Origin of the sequence: Acetobacter oryzifermentans (assembly GCF_001628715.1) — a bacterium.
Taxonomy (GTDB): Bacteria; Pseudomonadota; Alphaproteobacteria; order Acetobacterales; family Acetobacteraceae; genus Acetobacter; species Acetobacter oryzifermentans.
This window is the reverse complement of sequence record NZ_CP011120.1, coordinates 1249227-1268673: the sequence shown is the minus strand read 5'-3', so window position 1 is coordinate 1268673 and position 19447 is coordinate 1249227. Positions and strand designations below refer to the sequence as shown.

17 protein-coding genes and 1 tRNA gene are annotated in these 19447 nt (G+C 54.8%); 6 read left to right on the top strand and 12 right to left on the bottom strand.

All coding sequences use genetic code 11. The features are described 5' to 3' along the window. Nucleotides 1-110 precede the first annotated feature (110 nt). The 3 genes from pgmG to WG31_RS06100 form a co-directional block, all read right to left on the bottom strand. Nucleotides 111-1520: a phosphoglucomutase/phosphomannomutase PgmG gene (pgmG, locus tag WG31_RS06110; protein WP_063353948.1), complete on the bottom strand. Its 1410-nt coding sequence runs from the start codon at nt 1518-1520 to the stop codon at nt 111-113. Continuing rightward, nucleotides 1520-2410, bottom strand: a complete 891-nt coding sequence (gene galU / locus WG31_RS06105) for a UTP--glucose-1-phosphate uridylyltransferase GalU (protein ID WP_006115192.1) — start codon at nt 2408-2410, stop codon at nt 1520-1522. Before galU ends, pgmG begins: the two co-directional genes overlap by 1 nt. A 335-nt stretch (nt 2411-2745) precedes the next feature. After that, a tRNA-Leu gene (locus WG31_RS06100) sits at nt 2746-2832 on the bottom strand. 72 nt (nt 2833-2904) lie between these two features. On the opposite strand from WG31_RS06100, the gene lipB reads away from it, so the two are divergent. Beyond that, nucleotides 2905-3606, top strand: coding sequence for a lipoyl(octanoyl) transferase LipB (gene lipB, locus WG31_RS06095; protein WP_063353947.1), 702 nt, complete (start codon nt 2905-2907; stop codon nt 3604-3606). On the opposite strand, the gene WG31_RS06090 is transcribed toward lipB, so the two are convergent. Both WG31_RS06090 and WG31_RS06085 read right to left on the bottom strand, forming a co-directional pair. Then, nucleotides 3587-4159 (bottom strand): LolA family protein, encoded by a 573-nt coding sequence (locus WG31_RS06090; RefSeq protein ID WP_063353946.1) that lies wholly within the window; start codon nt 4157-4159, stop codon nt 3587-3589. The genes lipB and WG31_RS06090 overlap by 20 nt on opposite strands. After that, a complete protein-coding gene (locus tag WG31_RS06085) occupies nt 4159-4497 on the bottom strand; it encodes a BolA family protein (RefSeq protein WP_063353945.1) in 339 nt (112 codons plus the stop codon). The genes WG31_RS06090 and WG31_RS06085 overlap by 1 nt, the downstream gene beginning before the upstream one ends. A gap of 51 nt (nt 4498-4548) precedes the next feature. On the opposite strand from WG31_RS06085, the gene WG31_RS06080 reads away from it, so the two are divergent. The 3 genes from WG31_RS06080 (at nt 4549) to cobT (ending at nt 8196) form a co-directional block, all read left to right on the top strand. After that, entirely contained in the window at nt 4549-5169 is a 621-nt protein-coding gene (locus WG31_RS06080; RefSeq protein WP_006115188.1) for a J domain-containing protein, read from the top strand. 89 nt (nt 5170-5258) lie between these two features. Then, nucleotides 5259-6266: a cobaltochelatase subunit CobS gene (cobS, locus tag WG31_RS06075; RefSeq protein ID WP_063353944.1), complete on the top strand. Its 1008-nt coding sequence runs from the start codon at nt 5259-5261 to the stop codon at nt 6264-6266. A 13-nt stretch (nt 6267-6279) separates the two neighbouring features. Beyond that, nucleotides 6280-8196: a cobaltochelatase subunit CobT gene (gene cobT / locus WG31_RS06070; RefSeq protein WP_063354892.1), complete on the top strand. Its 1917-nt coding sequence runs from the start codon at nt 6280-6282 to the stop codon at nt 8194-8196. 30 nt (nt 8197-8226) lie between these two features. Here cobT and WG31_RS06065 read toward each other — a convergent pair whose 3' ends face one another. Both WG31_RS06065 and WG31_RS06060 read right to left on the bottom strand, forming a co-directional pair. Next, complete coding sequence (locus WG31_RS06065) at nt 8227-9672, bottom strand: pyridoxal phosphate-dependent decarboxylase family protein (RefSeq protein ID WP_063354891.1); 1446 nt, start codon at nt 9670-9672, stop codon at nt 8227-8229. Between the two features lie 24 nt (nt 9673-9696). Continuing rightward, nucleotides 9697-10692, bottom strand: coding sequence for a bile acid:sodium symporter family protein (locus WG31_RS06060; protein WP_006115184.1), 996 nt, complete (start codon nt 10690-10692; stop codon nt 9697-9699). Between the two features lie 47 nt (nt 10693-10739). Here WG31_RS06060 and WG31_RS06055 point away from each other — a divergent pair, with 47 nt between their 5' ends. After that, the gene (locus WG31_RS06055; protein WP_063353943.1) at nt 10740-11690 is read left to right on the top strand and encodes a DUF945 family protein; all 951 of its coding nucleotides are present in this window, start codon (nt 10740-10742) and stop codon (nt 11688-11690) included. Between the two features lie 51 nt (nt 11691-11741). Here the strand turns inward: WG31_RS06055 and mfd are convergent, their stop codons facing one another. Together mfd and WG31_RS06045 are read right to left on the bottom strand one after the other, a co-directional pair. Next, entirely contained in the window at nt 11742-15218 is a 3477-nt protein-coding gene (gene mfd / locus WG31_RS06050; RefSeq protein WP_063353942.1) for a transcription-repair coupling factor, read from the bottom strand. Nucleotides 15219-15299: 81 nt separating this feature from the next. After that, nucleotides 15300-15626, bottom strand: coding sequence for an FAD assembly factor SdhE (locus WG31_RS06045; RefSeq protein WP_063353941.1), 327 nt, complete (start codon nt 15624-15626; stop codon nt 15300-15302). 69 nt (nt 15627-15695) lie between these two features. On the opposite strand from WG31_RS06045, the gene recG reads away from it, so the two are divergent. Continuing rightward, nucleotides 15696-17843, top strand: coding sequence for an ATP-dependent DNA helicase RecG (gene recG, locus WG31_RS06040; RefSeq protein ID WP_063353940.1), 2148 nt, complete (start codon nt 15696-15698; stop codon nt 17841-17843). Nucleotides 17844-17854: 11 nt separating this feature from the next. Here recG and WG31_RS06035 read toward each other — a convergent pair whose 3' ends face one another. From WG31_RS06035 to thiS, 3 genes are read right to left on the bottom strand one after another with little or no spacing between them, the layout of a single operon-like run. Beyond that, nucleotides 17855-18460, bottom strand: a complete 606-nt coding sequence (locus WG31_RS06035; protein ID WP_063353939.1) for a thiamine phosphate synthase — start codon at nt 18458-18460, stop codon at nt 17855-17857. Further along, entirely contained in the window at nt 18457-19233 is a 777-nt protein-coding gene (locus WG31_RS06030; RefSeq protein WP_063353938.1) for a thiazole synthase, read from the bottom strand. The genes WG31_RS06035 and WG31_RS06030 overlap by 4 nt, the downstream gene beginning before the upstream one ends. A gap of 4 nt (nt 19234-19237) precedes the next feature. Next, a complete protein-coding gene (thiS, locus tag WG31_RS06025) occupies nt 19238-19435 on the bottom strand; it encodes a sulfur carrier protein ThiS (protein ID WP_035351465.1) in 198 nt (65 codons plus the stop codon). Nucleotides 19436-19447: the final 12 nt, after the last annotated feature.

Here is a 19447-nt window from a genome sequence, read left to right as displayed (position 1 = left end):
ACATAAAACGACAGTTTGAAGGTTGGTCACGGAAAAACACATTGCTTAGATAGCAAAGCGGGCAGCCCTGAAAGAACTGCCCGCTTTACATAACAACCTATACTAAAAACCTAGTGGCCAGAACTGTTACCTGAAAAATCAGGGCGCGGCAGAGCAGAAAGTTCAAGTTGCTTCACCACAGCTTCCTTCAGACGCTCCAGACATGCTTCCGTCCGACCTTCTGCACGCGCAACCAGAACAGCCTGCGTATTGGAAGCTCGCAGCAGCCACCAGCCATCTGGAGTATTTACGCGCACACCATCAATTTCGGAAATATCCGCACCTTGCTTACGCAGGCGTGCAGCGACTTCCTCCATCACCTTGAACTTGCGATGGTCATCACACTCAAAACGCACTTCCGGGGTGGATGTGGTTTTGGGCAGAAATTCACGGAACACAGAAAGTGGTTCATCCATACGGGCAACAATATCCAGCACGCGCACACCGGCGTACAAGGCATCATCAAAGCCGTACCATTTATCTGCAAAGAAAATATGGCCAGACATTTCACCTGCCAGAGGTGAGCCCGTTTCCGCCATTTTGGATTTGATAAGCGAATGGCCGGTACGCCACATCAATGGCTTGCCACCAGCGCTTGCCACTTCATCAAACAGCACCTGACTGGCCTTAACATCGGCAATAATGGTGGCCCCTGAATGAGCCTTCAGCACATCACGCGCCAGCAGAATAAGCAGTTGATCACCCCACAAAATTCCGCCTGTGTTGTCCACCACGCCAATGCGGTCTGCATCACCATCAAATGCGATACCCAGATCAGCCTTATTTGCGCGCACAGTGGCAATAAGCTGTTCCAGATTTTTAACAACCGTTGGATCAGGATGATGCACGGGAAAAGTGCCGTCAATTTTAGCGTTTAGCACAATGTGCTCGCCCGGCAGCTTTTTTACCAACATTTCCAGAACTTCACCGGCGGAGCTGTTGCCGTTATCCCAGACAACTTTCAGCTTGCGCGGGCCGCCAACATAATCTTTTACAAGGCGCTCTACATATTCTTCACGAATATCTACATCGCGCACGGTGCCTTTTTCTTCTGGCACCACATCACCTTTGGCCGACAGATCACCCAGTTCCCGTATCTGGGCACCGAAGAATGGCTTGCCAGCCAAAGTTATTTTAAAGCCGTTGTGATCAGGCGGATTATGACTGCCTGTTACCATAACGGCACCATCGGCCTTAAGAATAACAGACCCATAATACAACATGGGTGTGGGGCCTCGCCCCACACGCACCACATCCAGCCCGCATGCTACGGCACCGCGCACCAGCGCTTCTTCCAATAAAGGAGAAGACAGGCGACCATCATAGCCCACAACCAATGTTTTGCCGCCACTGCGGCGCACAACACTGCCAAAAGTGCGGCCAATGGCAAACGCATCATCGGTTGAAAGGGTTTTACCGACAATTCCGCGAATATCGTATTCACGCAGGCTGGTAGCTTCAAACCTATGTGTAAAAGACATTAGGCTCTATCTGTATATTTTTTCAAAAATGCCTTTACGCCATCAGCGAGATCCGGCCGTTCCAGAGCAAAGGCAACCTGAGCTTCAAGGAAGCCAAGCTTATTGCCGCAATCAAAGCGAGTGCCTTCATACCGCAGGCCGTGGAAAGGCACCTGCCCAATGGTTTTTGCCATGGCATCTGTCAACTGCACTTCACCGCCAGCGCCTTTTTCCAGCTTGGCAAGATACGGCATAACTTCTGGGGTCAGCACATAGCGGCCAATGATGGACAGGTTGGAGGGTGCATCTTCTGGCTTTGGTTTTTCAACCAAACCTTTTACTTCCACAAGGTGGCCATCATCCTTGCCGGTATCCAGAATACCGTAACGGTTTGTTTGTTCACGCGGTACTTCTGTAACCGCCACAACGCTACCGCCTGTTTCATTATACGCATCGGCCAACTGCTTTAGGCAGCCTTTGCCCGGTGCGGCCTGCACAACATCATCTGGCAGCAGGATAGCAAACGGGTCATCCCCAATAAAGGAGCGTGCACACCAGATAGCATGCCCAAGGCCCAGCGGTTCCTGCTGACGCACGGCAATAAGAGAACCTGCCTCAATAGAGCTGGGCTCCAATGCTTTCAGGCAGTCAAGCTTATGGCGCTCTCTCAGCGTATCTTCCAGCTCATAAGCAATATCGAAGTAATCAATAAGAGAGTCCTTACCACGGCCTGTAATCAGGCAGAACTCTTCAATCCCGGCTTCACGCGCTTCATCAATCGCATACTGGATCAGCGGCCTGTCAACAACAGGCAGCATTTCCTTTGGCATGGCCTTGGTTGCAGGCAGAAAGCGCGTTCCCAATCCCGCAACAGGCAGGACTGCTTTACGTAAAGGCTTGGGTTTGGACACGAATACAACACCTTAAAAAACGGGTTAAACCTCAACCACTAGAACCACCCTGCCCGCAGGAACCCCCTGCCAACAACACGGCTCTGAAGAATGCAGAAAAACCCACCCAACGCGCAAAAACGCGTGTGCGTGTTTTAGGCCACACTCTACATGGCTTTTATTTTACACATCTAAAACCATGCGCCTATTCTAAAAACCGGAAAAGAGAGGCGTGAATATGACAATTCATGCACAAAAATGCAGAATTATACTCTGGCAGAACAGCTATGCACCCAACAGACAGAAAACTCTGCTGTATTTTATTGCTCTGATTTAATTTTGTTTTTGAAGAAATGTGGTGCGGCCGAGAAGACTCGAACTTCCACGGGGTATTCCCCCACAAGCACCTCAAGCTTGCGCGTCTACCATTCCGCCACGGCCGCACGTGACAATCGGCACCAGAAGAGCGATACCGTTGGTGAACAGCCCTATAGCCGAAGCAGGAACGTGCGGCAATGACAAAAGAACAGATTTTATGGGAAACCAGTAAAAAACTGGTTCCATACCCTCAGGCACTCAGCCGCATGGAAAGCATGGCCCGCAGCATACGTGCGGGAGAAACCACAGAACGCGTGTGGTTGTTGGAACATCCACCGCTTTACACTTCAGGCACATCCGCCAAAGCAGAAGACCTTTTTAACCCTGCAAACTACCCCACGTATCACGCAGGCCGCGGCGGGCAATGGACATATCATGGCCCCGGGCAAAGGACTGCTTATGTGATGCTGGACCTACAACACCCCCACGGCCCCGTGCCGGGGAGAGACCTGCGGGCTTATGTGCATGCGCTGGAATCGTGGGTAATTGGCGCATTGGCCCATTTTGGTATTCATGGTGAAGTGCGCGAAGGCCGCGTGGGCGTATGGGTAACAGACCCCAAAACCGGGAATGAGGAAAAAATTGCCGCTATTGGGGTTCGTGTTTCCCGCTGGGTAAGCTGGCATGGCGTTGCCATTAACCTAGACCCCAACATGGCGGATTTTGAGGGCATTGTGCCCTGCGGGATCAGAGAATTTGGCGTAACCAGCTTTCGCAAGCTAGGACTTTCCACCACCATGCAGGAGCTGGATCACGCGCTGGCCCAATCCTGGGCCAACACATTTGGCAGCGTACCTTCCGCCTTGCAGGAAGTAGCCGTTACACAGGGTCCAGACTGATGGAAATAACATGCCTGCGTTCATCCACAATCTGGATGGAGGAAAGCGCAAGCCTGTTTGCCACATCATGAAAAACCAGCGTGACCAACCCCTGTGAAGGATTATCCGTGCGTGTGAGCGAAAGCTGCAACACGCCGGGTTGTTTTTGCACGTTGGTAACAGTCACCTCACCAGACAACACCACAGGGTTTCCCATAAGCAACCCCAGCGGGTTATGGGCCAGACCAATACGGGTTTGAGAGCCCTGCTGGGCATCGGTAAACACAGCATGATGGCCAGAAGCCCGAAGCTCCATTTCATGCGGTGCCGTATAGTGCATGTATAACGATCCGGGCTTATAGGTAATTAACCCACCCCCACGGCTGCCATTGGCCCATGTTTGAAGAAACGGGGTGTTTTCCAGATCCACAGTACGGAAATAATTTTCTACGCGCGCAACATCGGCATTTTTTACGCCAGATGTACCCTGCATGGCCTGTCCCGCGCAGGCTGCCAACGCCAGAGGGGCCAGCAAGGCAAATGCGCGTCGGTTTAATTTTAAGCCTTTGCGCATTATGCCACCTTCTCGGATTCCTGCGGTGTACGCAGGGTAAGAGCCAGCGCATGCAAACCGCTGGAAAATTCCGGGGCTAAAGCTTCATGCACCATGCGGGAGCGATTCACGCGGTTCACGCCTTCAAAAGCGGCAGAAACCATAAGCACCCGAAAATGCGTTTCCGTGGCGCCTGCCTCTGGACCGCGAACCATGGCTTTATGATGTGCGTGGCGGTGGCTTTCATCCTCAATTTCCAACACAATGGGGTTGAATGTTTTTTCCAGAATATTACGAACCCGCTGCATACGCACACCTTCTGCCTTGGAAAGAGCCGAAGAATCTGAAAGACTAGTCATATCCCTGTTTACCTCTTGCTACAGATGCTTTTGCACCGCACATAACGCTAAATGATTAAACGTAGGAACACCCGCCCCCGCGCGTTCGATCCTGATCCTGATGCACCAGCACGTTGCTGTGACATGCCGAGCTGTCAGGAACAGGCTGGTTACCGTGCCCCTCGCTCGCGCGATGCGCTGAACCAGTATTACTGGTTCTGCCTCAACCATGTTCGGGAATATAATGCGCGGTGGGATTATTATAAAGGCATGAGCCCTGGCCAGATTGAAGCGCATCTGCGCGCAGATATCGGGTGGGACCGGCCAACATGGGCTTTTGGCCAAAGCGCCAAAGGTGCAAAGCGCGCTACACCCAATGAAGAGGATATTCTAGACCCGCTGGATATTCTGGGCCAGAACCGCCGCTCCCGTGCGGAGCGCGCACGTGCGCAGGCTTATCAGGAGCGCACATCCGCCCCTGCGGCATTGCGGGAACCTTTGGCAATTCTGGGGCTTTCTTGGCCTGTCAGTATGGAAGAAGCCAAAAGCCATTACCGGGCATTGGCGCGCAAACACCATCCGGACACCAATAACGGAGACCGGAATGCCGAAGAACGGCTTAAAAAAATCAATGTTGCCTTCACGATTGTGAAGACCCATCTCTTAACCGAAAGCCTCGAAAAAGCGCTGTAATGATGTATGCTGCATTTTAAGGCATCATATATTTTCGGTTGCTTTGCCTTTTTTCTTTCCTGTCAGACAAAGAGCGCAGACATATAGCCATGACGGATATTTCCAGCCAGTCCAACGCTTCCGAACTCCCGCCCATTTCAGCCATTTCTGTACCAGATATGGAAGTAAGTGTGCGTGATGTGTTCGGCCTTGATTCTGACATGAAGGTGCCTGCCTTTTCCATTCGCACAGAACATGTGCCAGAAGTGGATAAAGCTTATCTGTTCGACCACGATACCACGCTGGCCATTCTGGCAGGCTTTGCCTTCAACCGCCGCGTGATGGTGCAGGGCTTCCATGGCACCGGCAAATCCTCCCACATTGAACAGATTGCCGCACGACTGAACTGGCCGTGCATTCGCATCAATCTGGACAGCCACATTTCGCGCATTGATCTGATTGGCAAGGACGCCATTGTGGTGAAGGACGGCCAGCAGATTACCGAATTTCAGGAAGGCCTGCTGCCGTGGTGCCTTCAGCGCCCCTGCGCACTGGTGTTTGATGAATACGATGCAGGCCGCGCTGATGTGATGTTTGTGATCCAGCGCGTGCTGGAAGTAGAAGGCAAACTGACCCTTCTAGACCAAAACCGCGTGATCTCCCCCAACCCGTTCTTCCGCCTGTTTGCCACGGCCAACACCGTTGGGCTGGGTGATACAACCGGGCTGTATCACGGCACGCAGCAGATCAACCAAGCCCAGATGGATAGGTGGAATATTGTCACCTCCCTAAACTATCTGCCGCACCAGCAGGAAGTGGGCATTGTATGCGCGCGTCTGGGCATTGCAGAAGATGACAAAGCCACCCGTGATAAAATTGATAACATGGTGGCGCTAGCAGCCCTCACCCGCTCCGGCTTTATGGCGGGAGACCTCTCCACCGTTATGTCTCCACGTGGGGTTATTGCCTGGGCGGAAAATGACCGCATCTTCAAAGATGTGGCCTTTGCCTTCCGCGTCACCTTCCTGAACAAGTGTGATGAAGCCGAACGCGGCATGGTAGCAGAGTATTATCAGCGCTGCTTCAATGCCAGTCCGCTGCCCGGCCGCACTGCCTGAATCGGATTTCTTCATGGCTGATCGCACCAAAGGCCCGTCTGCTCCCAACACACCGTCTCTCTCTCGGGAGCAGGCGGAAAAACGGGCGGATACTTTCAAACAGGCCACATCTGCCGCTTTACGCGCCATAGGCGGACAAAAAGAGGCGGATGTTTCCTTCCACAGTGGCAACATGCCGCTGGCCCCGATCAGCCTTGGGGAAAAGGTGCGGCTCCAATCTCCCTCTCTCAATCTGAGTGAGGAAGAAAGGCAGCGCATTCGTGGCGCAGCAGATGCACAGGCGCTGCGCCTGAAACACCATGACTTTGCCCTGCACGCTGCCCGCCAACCTGCCGAAACGCAGGCGCGTGATGTGTATGATGCGCTGGAACAAGCTAGAATCGAATCTGTAGGCGCGCGCCACATGAAAGGCGTGGCGGCCAACCTGCGGCATCGGCTTGAACAAGATATACGTGCATCCGGGCTAGATCGGATGACAGAGGCCTCTCAGCTTTCCCCTGTGGTTGGGCTGGAACTGCTGGCGCGTGAAAAACTGACAGGCCAACCAGTTCCTGAACCTGCGCAGGCCATTTTAGAAAAATGGAAGCAGACGCTGCCACCCAACGCGTTAAGCGCCTTGGATGAAATGGCAAAGCACCAGACGGATCAGGCCGCATATGCACGCGCCAGCCGTCAACTTATGGCTGCCTGCGCCCTGACAGAAGATGACACGGCATCTGAAGACATGGATGCCAACAACGATTCTTCCCAAGCTGCCGATTCGCAAGATGATTCAAACCCACCACCTCCAGATCAGGAAGAAAATACATCTCCTCAACAGGAGGAGCAGGAAGAGGAAATCTCTCAACCTCAACTGATGGCAGGCAGTAGCGAATCTTCTTCAGAATTTGCAGAAGAAGAACGTGATGCCAGCATGGGAGAAGGTACGGGGGAAGCCGCAGGCCCCGGCCGCCAGCCGGAAAATGAACCCGGCCTGACAGCCAGAGGCTACCACCCCTACACCACCCAGTTTGATGAAGAAATTCGCGCAGAAGAACTGTGTGATCCAGAAGAACTCTCTCGCCTGCGGCACCAGCTTGATCTGCAATTAGCCACCTTGCATGGTGTGGTATCTCGGCTTGCCAACCGGCTCCAGCGCCGTTTGATGGCGCAGCAAACCCGCTCTTGGTCTTTCGATCTGGAAGAAGGCATTCTGGATGCAGGCCGCCTGTCCCGCATTGTGGTCAACCCCATGCTCTCCCTATCCTATAAGCAGGAAAAGGATACGGAATTCCGCGATACGGTTGTAACCCTGCTGATTGATAATTCCGGCTCCATGCGCGGACGGCCTATTTCTGTTGCCGCATCGTGCGGGGATATTCTGGCCCGCACGCTGGAACGCTGCGGCGTAAAAGTGGAAATTCTGGGCTTTACCACTCGCGCATGGAAAGGTGGCCAAAGCCGGGAACTCTGGTTGCAAAACGGCAAGCCGCCTGAACCGGGCCGCCTGAATGATTTGCGCCACATTATCTATAAATCAGCAGATATGCCGTGGCGGCGTGCGCGCACCAATCTGGGCCTGATGCTGCGTGAAGGCCTGCTGAAAGAAAACATAGATGGTGAAGCCCTGCTTTGGGCATGGAATCGCATTAAAAACCGGCAGGAAGCCCGCAAGATTTTGATGGTGATTTCAGATGGCGCGCCAGTGGATGACAGCACACTTTCCGTCAATCCGGCATCCTATTTGGAAGATCACCTGCGCGCTGTTATCGATATGATCGAAAACCGTAGCCCGGTGGAACTCACTGCCATTGGTATTGGGCACGATGTTACCCGCTATTACCAAAAAGCCGTTACCATTACAGATGCGGAGGAACTGGGGGGAACTATGCTCCAGTCCCTTTCCGCTCTGTTTGAAGAAAAACGCCGGCCGCGCAAACGCGCACGTTAAGGAAGAACGTGCCGCCCGCCCGGCTTTTGTTTAGGCCAGCGGGCGGCCCAAACGGGCTTGCGCCAGATCTACCAAGCCAGCCAGCATGATATCTGCATCTTCCTTGGTTGTGCGGTGGTTTACAATAGCCGCACGAATAGCCAACTTGCCGTAAATGCGCGTGGTAGATGGCGCGGCAATGCCACTTTCCTGAAGATCCTTCACCAGTTCCGCATTAAGCGTATCCAGATCATCCACATCAGGCACATCTACCCGAAAACACACAATATTCAGTGTTACCGGAGCCAGCAGCGTAAGGCCGGGCGTATCCGCCACGCGGGATGCCAGATACTGCGCCACCGTGCAGGATTGCGCCACCACATTGCCCAGCCCTTGGGTGCCAAACCCCGCCAGCGTGAACCATACCTTAAGCGCACGAAAGCCGCGTGAAAGATCTGGCCCCAAATCACAAAACCACGGGGCATCCGCCGCCAACCCACGATCCTCGCGCGAGAGATAGGCTAAGGACTGTGCAAAGGTTGCCGCTTGCCGCCCCTGTTCACGCACCAACACGCAGCCTGCATCGTAAGGTACCTGTGCCCATTTATGAAAATCGAAGGCAAGGCTATCGGCTCGCTCCAGCCCCTTGAGTAATGGCGCATAGTCTGGCGCCAACTGCGCCAACGCCCCAAATGCGCCATCTACATGAAACCAGAGCTTTTCGGCCTTTGCGTAATCTGCCAGATCGTCCAGCGGGTCCACACTCCCGGCATCTACAGTACCTGCCGTGCCGACAACCAGAAAAGGCTCGTATCCATCTGCCCTATCCTGCGCCACCATGCGGCGTAGCGCCTGCATATCCAGACGAAATGCGGCATCTACTGGCACGCGGCGCAGGGCCTTCATGCCCAATCCGGCCATATCAAATGCCCGGGCTACACAGCCATGTGCCGTTTGTGCGGCGTATCCTACCAGCTTACGGCCTGCCACGCCTTGCTCGCGCAAATCCGTACCATCTGGCACTGCGCGGCTGGCCGTAAGAATGGCAATAAAATTGGCCATGGAAGAACCGGTTACCAGCACACCGCTGGTAGTATCCGGAAAGCCGAACATTTCCGCTGCCCAGCGGATAACCATGCGTTCCACTTCTACTGGTGCATGGTTGCGCCCACCCAGATTGGCATTTAGGCCCGCAGCCAACATTTCTGCCAGCATGCCCTGCGCCGTGCCGCCGCCATGCACCCACCCCATAAAACGTGGGTGCCGATTACCGACAGCATAAGGCTGAACTGTATTGGCAAACTGCTCATACAGCCCTTCAAGCGCCTGTGCGCTGTGGGGTAAAGAAGCCTGCTTAAAGTTCTGCCGCAATGTATCTGGCATAGGCTGCCACACGGGGCCTTTTGCCACGTTTTTTATGGACTCAAGCATGTCGTCCAACATGCGGTGGCCTAGTGTGCGCAATTCTTCCCAGTTTTCTGGATCTAACCCGGCCACTTCTGTTTTCTCCAATATCCGTATTCAGGATGCGTGACGTATCTCTGGCTTTTGCTCATGCTGTTCTGCCTGCTGTGTCATACGGGCAAAACGGCGGGCCAGAACAGCGCACACAAAAAGCTGGATCTGGTGATACATCATAAGTGGGAGAACAATCATCCCCACCGATGCAGGCGGGAACAGCACATTGGCCATAGGCACCCCAGATGCCAGCGTTTTTTTGGAGCCACAGAACACCACGGCAATTTCATCTTTAAGTGGCAGGCCAAAAGCACGACCGGCAAAAATGGTAATGCCCAGCACAACAAACAGCAACACAGCATCCACCAGCGCAATCACGCCCATTTCTGTTACAGGTAGCTTGTGCCACAGCCCTTGCATAACGGCATCACTGAACGCTGCATACACCACTACCAGCACAGAGCCTCGGTCTGAAAAAGACAGAAGCTTTTTATTACGGTGCGCCCACGGGCCAAGCCACGGTTGCAACACCTGCCCCAAAATAAACGGCAGCAAAAGCTGGTAAACAATATCCAGCGGGTTACCGGCCGCGCCCCCATGCTTGCTCAGAATCAGCCCCACCAAAACGGGCGTAATAAAAATACCCAGAACATTGGAGGCCGTGGCCGCACACACCGCCGCAGGCACATTGCCCCCACCAATGGATGTAAAGGCAATGGAAGACTGTACCGTAGAAGGCAGGCAGCACAAAAACAGCACGCCCATCCAGATTTCAGGCTGCATCAGGTTAGGCAGCAACGCATGGCCCAATAGCCCCAGCAAAGGGAACAACACAAAGGTGCAGCACAAAATAAGCAGGTGCAGCTTCCACGCAACCAAGCCATCCACCACAGCTTTGCGAGAAAGCCTTGCTCCTTGCAAAAAAAACATTAGGGCAATCAGGCTAATGGAAAGCCACCTAAAAACCGGCACAGCTACCCCATGACAGGGAAAGAACGTTGCCAGCAGCACAGCACTGACCAACCCCATTAAAAAAGGGTCCATTTTCAAAAACCGCACGCGCCTGCCCTTTCGTTTTTCTTTCTGGCTTCTTTCTGGTTGCCTGCCTGTTTTACTTACGGCACCCTTTGGTTGAAATGAAGCAGTATACTTTCCTGTCCCTCTCCGTTCTCGGTGCTGTGAGCATTTATGCCACAGTTACTGCGGCTCCGGCTTTTGCGGCCCCTCCTTCTGGCTGCGCGGTGGTTTCCCGCGCTTCTGGGCAGGAAACGGCGCAAGGCGTTACCTACCAGAATCTGGTGTTACGCACGCCAGACGGCGGCACAACCTTTAAGGCTGGCCACTTAACCCTGCATGGTTCTGGCGAAACGCCCGAAGCCACGCATGATCTGGCAGATGCGGCCTCTCTGCTCCTGATGTCCGCCATGACGGGGCATCACAATGCCGCGTGCACAGATTGGCTGAACACACAAGGCAAACGCGTGTTGGCAGGCCTGCAGGCCGGTAAAAGCTATGATCTAACATGGCAAAACGCCACGCTAGCGCACGGGGCTGCACAGGTAACTGTTAATACCGCGCGCTATCAGATGCAGGGCGGCAGTGCGACGGCTTCGGCATCATTGGGGATGGATGGAGTAAGCTTCCATAACGTTGCCAATCAGGATCTGCTACCCACAGCAGCCCATGCCACGTTCTCGCTTCCTGCTGCGGAAGTGCCCGCCCTTATGAGCGCCATTGGTGGCCGCAGTGCCAGCGCTCCGGCTGTGCATGCCACCATTTCCAGCTTTGATGCCACGCAGGGTGAGGCTTCTTTGCATGGCAATGGTGTAGCAACGCTGACAGGCAATGTGAACAACACATCAGCCTCTGGGCATCTGGAAATTACCAATCTGGAAACACTTATTGATAAGGCCCGCACCGCCAAACAGATGAAGCTGGCCGCAGGCATGGTTGTGGCCCGTTTGGTCAGCCACAAACATGGTGAACAGAATACGTGGGATACAAAATGGGAAAGCGGCGTACTCACCGTAAATGGCTTCCCCATTCCGCTTAAATAAACAAAGCGCCGGAGGGGATGCTTTTAAACCCCTCCGGCTCTCTGGGTCTTGTTAGGCCATTTCCATTACTTTTTCGCACATACCAGCCAGGTCTTTCAAAACACGCCGGGCCAGATCTATGCGCTGCACGTTCGTCAGTTCGCGCACAACCGCCATTTTATGGTCTGGGCGTAGGCGGACTGTGCCATCCTTCCATTTCCCCATCCACTGCACCAACCCTGCCGGGTTGCGGAAGGTATTGTTACGGAATTGCAGCACCATGCCTTTAGGGCCAGCCTCTACACGCTCTACCCCGGCCTGACGGCACAGGCGCTTAAGCTCTACAATATCCAGAAGGTTTTTTACCTCCGGCGGCAGAGAACCAAAGCGATCTATCAGCTCGGCTTCCATGGCTTCCAGCTCCGCATCAGATGCCAGCGCGCTGATACGGCGGTAGAGCCCAAGCCGGACGGGCAAATCTGTTACATATTCATCAGGGATCAATACGGGCAGACCCATGACAATATTGGGCGTCCAATCCCGATCTTCTGCGGCCCAACGATTTTTATCTGAGCGCAGATCGGCCACGGCATCTTCCAGCATCTGCTGGTACAGTTCGATCCCTACTTCACGCACATGGCCGGATTGTTGATCGCCCAGCAAATTACCCGCGCCACGCAAATCCAGATCGTGCGAGGCCAGCGTAAAGCCAGCACCCAGCGTATCCAGCGTTTGCATTACTTCCAGCCGCTTTTCCGCAGAAGCTGAAAGCACATGTGTTTGAGGCCATGTGAGGTAAGCATAACCTCGTTGCTTGCCACGCCCCACACGCCCGCGCAGCTGGTAAAGCTGCCCAAGGCCAAACATATCCGCCCTATGGATAATCAGCGTATTCACTGCGGGCATATCCAGCCCACTTTCCACAATATTGGTGGAGAGCAGAATATCGTATTTACCGTCTGAAAACTCGGTCATCACCCGTTCCAGTTCGGTGGCGGAAAGGCGGCCATGTGCCTGTATCAGCCTAGCATCGGGCACAATGGCCGTAAGCCGTTCGGCCAGCCTGTCCAGATCCTCAATACGCGGGGCCACGCAGAAAATCTGCCCACCACGGAAGCGTTCGCGCTGGATGGCCTCCCTTATCACCACGCTATCAAACGGCATGATGAAAGTGCGCACCGCCAGCCTGTCTGTTGGTGGGGTGGCAATCAGGCTCATTTCCCTCACGCCGGAAAGCGAGAGTTGGAGCGTACGCGGCAATGGTGTGGCGGAAAGTGTAAGCACATGCACATCTTCACGCAGGGCTTTCAGCTTTTCCTTATGAGACACGCCAAAGTGCTGTTCTTCATCAATAATCAGCAGTTCGAGCGAGGCAAACTGAACCGTTTTGGCCAGCAGTGCATGCGTACCGATAACAATGTTCACGCTGCCATCTGCAATGCCCTTACGCACTGCTGTTGCTTCCTTACCCGTTACCATGCGGGAAAGTTGCGCCACCTTGATGGGAAAGCCCTCAAACCGTGCGGCAAAGGTGCGATAATGCTGCCGCGCCAACAAAGTGGTGGGCACCACAACAGCCACTTGTCCGCCAGACATGGCCGCCACAAACGCCGCGCGCAATGCTACCTCGGTTTTACCAAAGCCGACATCACCACACACCAGCCGATCCATTGGTCGGCCGGAGGACATATCTTCCAGCACATCAGCAATAGCGCGTGCCTGATCATCCGTTTCTACAAATGGGAAGCGGGCACAGAACTCATCCCACTGCCCCTCCGGCGGAACCAGTTCTGGCGCTTCCTTCAACGCCCGCATGGCGGCGGTTCTGATAAGCTCACCCGCCATATCGCGGATGCGCTTTTTCATTTGCGATTTACGGTTCTGCCATGCCGTGCCGCCCAGCTTATCCAGCGCAACACCAGCTTGGTCTGATCCAAAGCGGCTAAGCAGTTCAATGTTCTCTACAGGCAGGTAGAGTTTCTGTCCGCCATCATACAGCAGGCGCAAGCAATCATGCGGGGCTACGCCTACACTTACTGTTTCCAGCCCATCATAACGGCCTATCCCGTAATCCTGATGCACCACCAGATCACCGGCTGAAAGTTCACTGGCTTCGGCAATCAGTTCATCAGCACGACGGCGACGGCGCGGTGGACGACCAATACGTTCACCCAACAGATCCTGTTCAGAAACAAACGCCAGATCATCCGCAACAAAGCCGCGTTCCAAACCAAGGGTCAGCAAACCAACCGGGCCGGGTTTGGCTTTGTGGGCTTGCTCCCATGTCTCATATGTTTGGGTGGGTACGCCGTGCTCTCGCAGTAATGTGGCAATGCGCTCGCGCGAGCCTTTGGTCCATGCGGCTACAAAAGCGCAGCGCTTAACCTGCGCCCATTCCTTTACCTGATCCCCCAAGAGCGTAAACACCTGCTCACGCTGGGCACCGGGTACAATTTTGGAGAACATCTTGCCCGGGCGGCCACCTACATCCACACCTCCGGCGCCCTCGGGTTGTGCATAGGGGCTAAATGCCACCACAGGCACACGAGCCAAGCTGGCATCCCACCCTTTTTCATCCAGATAGAGCAAATGTGGAGGCAGCGGACGGTAAGGTATTTCCCCTTCCCGCACAGGTTGGCGGCGGGCCTGATAGTGATCTTCTATCATTTCCAACCGGGCTTTAAGCACATCCTCTGCCTGATGTTCGAGTGAAACAGCCACATCGGGCAGATAATCAAACAGCGTTTCTAAATGATCATGGAACAAAGGCAGCCAGTGCTCGATGCCCGGATGCCTGCGCCCGTCTGAAATATGTTCATAAAGTGGGTCAGACGTTGCTGCGGGGCCAAAAGCATCACGCCAGCCAGTGCGGAAGCGTGAAATGCTTTCCTTATCCAATGAGAATTCGGAAACAGGGCAAAGTGTCAGCCCATCGCGCTTAGCGGTAGAACGCTGGGAACCGGGATCAAACGCCCGGATGTTCTCAACTTCATCGCCAAACAGATCAAGCCGCAGGGGTTCACCCGCCCCGGCCGGATACAAATCAAAAATACCGCCACGGGTTGCAAACTCCCCGGCTTCCATCACGGTATCCGTGCGGGTGTAACCATTGGCGATCAGCAACTCGATCAGAAAGCCCTGATCCAGACTTTCCCCCGTGCGGATAGAAAGGGATTGCCCCTCAAACGTTTTACGTGGGGCAACACGTTGCACCACGGCGTTCACCGTAGCCAGCACAAGCCGTGGGCGACCTTTTGCGGGTTCCAGCAAGCGCGTAAGGGTGGAAACACGCTCAGCCACAATGGAAGGATTGGGAGAAACCCTGTCATACGGCAGGCAATCCCATGCGGGAAAACGCAGCACTTCCACATCAGGCGCTACAAAGGCCAGCATATCATTCAGGCGGGCCATAGCTGCATCATTACGCGCAATATGCAGCACGGGGCCTTTATGATCCCGCGCACGGCGGGCCAGCAAAAGGGCATCATACCCTTCTGGCACGCCCCATACGGTTGCTATCCGCTTTTGTGCGCCTGTTTGTGCTGTCATCCCGGTATCCGCCTGTTCTGCTTAAATACGCAAACCCCGCAAGCCGCCAGCATACCCGGGCCGGAGCTTGAAGGGTTTTTATTAACCACCGCGCCTGATACGGCTATCTTCCACCATACGGCGTAACATGGGGGTGGCTTTCTCTTCCGGCAATGGCAGGCGGCCAAACAGCCAGTCTGTCAGTTCCGGATCTGGCATTTCCAGAATGTTTTCCATGTCCGTCAGTTCTTCTGCCGTCATGGTATCTGCATTGGCTTCTACAAAGCCGCCTATCAGAATATCTGTTTCAAACGTGCCCCGATGGTTGGCACGGAACTTCAGCCGCCGCCTGCGGGCAGCCAGATTATCTTCCGCCACGCCAGATGCGCTGGAGGAAGATGAGGGAGAAACTGTAAAATTGTCTTGCATGGCGCTGGTATCCTATACCGTTGCTAAACCTGTCTGTCAGCCTGCCAAAAAGAGGCTTGTGTATCGCTTGTGTCCAGTCCCCTTTCCTTCACATCCTCTTCGGCTACAGGGCAAGATGGCAATTCTGCCCTAGCCCCATTACTGACCCCGCTTGAAAGCCTGCCCGGCATTAGCACCGCACGTGCCAAGCTGCTGGGCCGCATTGCGGGCGGGCGCAGGGTGATAGACCTGCTGTTCTGCCTGCCCGAAAGCATTATAGACCGCAGGCTGCGCCCCACATTGGCGCAACTCAGGCCCGATACAATCGCAACCGTTACAGGCGTGGTGCAGGATATTCGCAGCCCCGCCCCACGCACCCGCCAACCGTGGCGCGTGATGATTGATGATGCCACCAGTGTACTGGAAGTTGCCTTCTTTTCCCCTTGGCAGGCCAAGCAGGTTGTAAAGGGAGAAAGTATTGCCCTTTCTGGCAAGGTTGAACGTTTTGGTAATAAGCTCACCATCACGTCCCCCGATTATCTGGTGCCTGCAAACCAGATAGAGCGCATTCCGCTGCTAGATCCCGTTTGGCCCCTTACGGCTGGATTGTTTACCGGGCAGGTGCGCATGGCTATCGCCGCCGCTCTGCGCCTTTTGCCGCCCACCCTGCCTGAATGGCACGATAAAGCGCTTATCATGCAAAGAAACTGGCCCGATTTTGCCACAGCTCTAAGCTGGATGCACTTTCCAGACACCATTCCCGATAGCGCACAAGGTGATGCATGGCACGGCAGCCGCACGCGTGCGCAGGCTCGCTTAGCGTGTGATGAACTGCTGGCAGACCAATTAGCCATGCGCATTGCCCAGCAAGCATCCCGCGCCCGGCCCGGCCGGAGCCTGAATGGTGATGGCACCTTACAAAAGCAGGCACTCGCCAGCTTTGGGCATGAGCTTACTTACGGCCAAAAACACGTTCTGCGCGAGATTGAAGCCGATATGGCTACTCCGCACTGTATGAGCCGCCTTTTGCAGGGTGATGTGGGTGCGGGCAAAACGCTTGTGGCTCTTATGGCTATGCTGCGTGCAGTAGAAGCTGGCACTCAAGCCGCCCTTATGGCCCCTACGGAAATTTTGGCCCGCCAGCATGCGGCTACGTTCCGGCGCCTCTCCCCCGTGCCGGTGGCGTTTTTATCCAGCTCTGTCAAAGGCAAGGCGCGCAAACAAATCTTGCAGGATATAGCAGATGGCACTGCCAAGCTGGTGGTCGGCACCCACGCGCTTGTGCAGGACGGTGTAAAATTTGCTGATCTAGGTCTGGCCGTTATTGATGAGCAGCACCGCTTTGGGGTCGATCAACGTCTGGCCTTGGTAGAAAAAGGCCATGAGACCGATATGTTGGTAATGACAGCAACCCCTATTCCCCGCACGCTGTTGCTTACCCGGTTTGGGGAAATGCAGATCAGCCGGTTGGAAGGCAAACCCGCAGGCCGCAAGCCTGTGCGCACATCCCTGCACAGCCTTGGTAATTTTGAAGATGTGCTGGCAGGCATTGGTCGCGCTCTAGATAAAGGCGCACAGATTTTTTGGGTATGCCCGCTGGTTTCTGAAAGTGAAGCCATGGATCTGGCCGCTGCCGAGGCCCGCCATGCAGCTTTGGTTGAACGATTTGGAGATAAAATTGGGCTGGCACATGGGCAGCAAGATGCCAACGTGCGCGAAGAAGTGCTGCAAGCCTTTTCCAATGGTGAAACCCGCATGCTCGTGGCCACTACCGTCATTGAAGTCGGTGTGGATGTGCCTTCCGCCACCATTATGGTGATCGAACATGCAGAACGCTTTGGCTTGGCACAGTTACACCAGCTCCGTGGCCGCGTGGGACGTGGGGCGGATGCCTCCTTCTGCCTTATGCTGCATGATGAAGGCTTGGGCCTTACGGCGCGCCGTCGGCTTTCCTGCCTGAAGGAAACGGAAGACGGCTTTCTTATTGCAGATGAGGATTTCCGCCTGCGCGGCGGAGGGGAGGCAACAGGCCGCCGCCAATCCGGCCTGCCCGATTACCGTATGGCACCGGAAATGCTGGTGGATATGCTGTTAGACACCGCACATGAGGAAGCCACGGAGATTCTACCAGATGGACCACCCACCAGCACACCAGAAAAGAACTTGCGAGTAGCAGCCCGTATTTTGCTGGCGCTGTTTAATAAAACCGATGCCGCACGCATTTTTAGCGGCGGCTAAACGGGTGTGCTTTAGCCCTCTACGGCAGCCAGCCACGCCTTAACCTGCCCTTCTGGGTCTGGCTGGCGAATAAAGGCCGATACGGCAGAAACGCTATCGGCCCCGGCTTCAATACACGCCCAAGCACGTTCCAGCGTAATACCACCTATGGCAACCAGTGGCAGGTTGCCAATCAGCTTTCGCCACTCTGTCAGCTTCAACGGGCCTTGGGGGCCGAATGCCATTTTTTTCAGCTTGGTTTCCCAAATAGGGCCAAGGGCCACGTAATCCGGGTTACAACCCAGAGCGCGGTCTAGCTCTTCGTGGCAATGGGTGCTGATGCCAAGGCGAATACCGCCTTTACGAATGGCAGCCAGATCTGCCGTATCCAGATCTTCCTGCCCCAGATGAATATAATCTATGCCTTCATCCAGCGCGATCTGCCAATAATCGTTCAGCACAAGGCAAACACCGTGCTGCTTGGCATACGCATGCCCTTGGCGAATTTCTGCCCTTAGCGCATCTTCATCCATATCTTTCAGGCGAAGCTGAATAAAGCGTGCGCCTGCACCCCCCAGCCTGTCCACCCATATGGCGCTATCAACAACGGGATAAATCTTTTGGGGCAGAGCTGTCATGCCAGCATGGCCTTTCCTGCAACGGGAGTAGAAGGAACAGCCATATCGCGCTCTTCCATCGGGTCTGCAATACGGGCCAGTTCCCCTGCCTCTACTGCCAGACGAAACGCACGGGCCATATAAACGGGATCTCCCGCCTTGGCCACGGCAGTATTTATCAGCACGGCATCATAACCAAGCTCCAGCGCCTGCGCAGCGTGTGAGGGTACGCCAATGCCAGCATCCACCACCAACGGTACGCCGGGAAAATGCGCCCGCATGGCCCGCAGGCCAAACACGTTGTTCAACCCCTTGCCAGAACCAATAGGAGCGCCCCACGGCATCAGCACCTCACACCCTACGGCCAGCAGCTTTTCCGCCACTACCAAATCTTCCGTGGTGTAGGGAAATACCTTGAAGCCGTCTTCCGTAAGAATACGGGCGGCCTCTACAAGCCCGAACACATCTGGCTGGAGCGTATCCAGCTCGCCAATCACTTCCAGCTTGATCCAATCCGTGCCGAACACCTCCCGCGCCATATGCGCAGTGGTGACGGCTTCTTTAACCGTATGGCAGCCCGCCGTGTTTGGCAGCACAGGCACCTTGAGTTCCTGAATAAGAGACCAGAATGCCTGTCCAGCCCGCTCCCCCGCAGATTCGCGGCGGAGAGAAACAGTCACAACGCCCGGCTGTGCCGCCAGCACGGCATCGCGCAAAATTTCAGGAGATGGATACTGCGCTGTACCCAGCATAAGTGGCGAGACAACATCCTGCCCGTAAAATGAAACAGCCATGCCCTTAGCCCCCTTGCATAGGGGCAACAATTTCAATTTGCGCACCCTCTTGTAGCTGTGTTCCCTCTCGCGTGGCCTTGGGCACAAACCGACCATTCAGCGCCGTGGCAATGCGTGCGCCGCTATAGCCAAGCTCATCTATCAGGGCCGCCAGTGTTTTGGCGGATACTTCGTGCGCTGTATCGTTAACCACAACTTTCATCGGGCGTTGCTC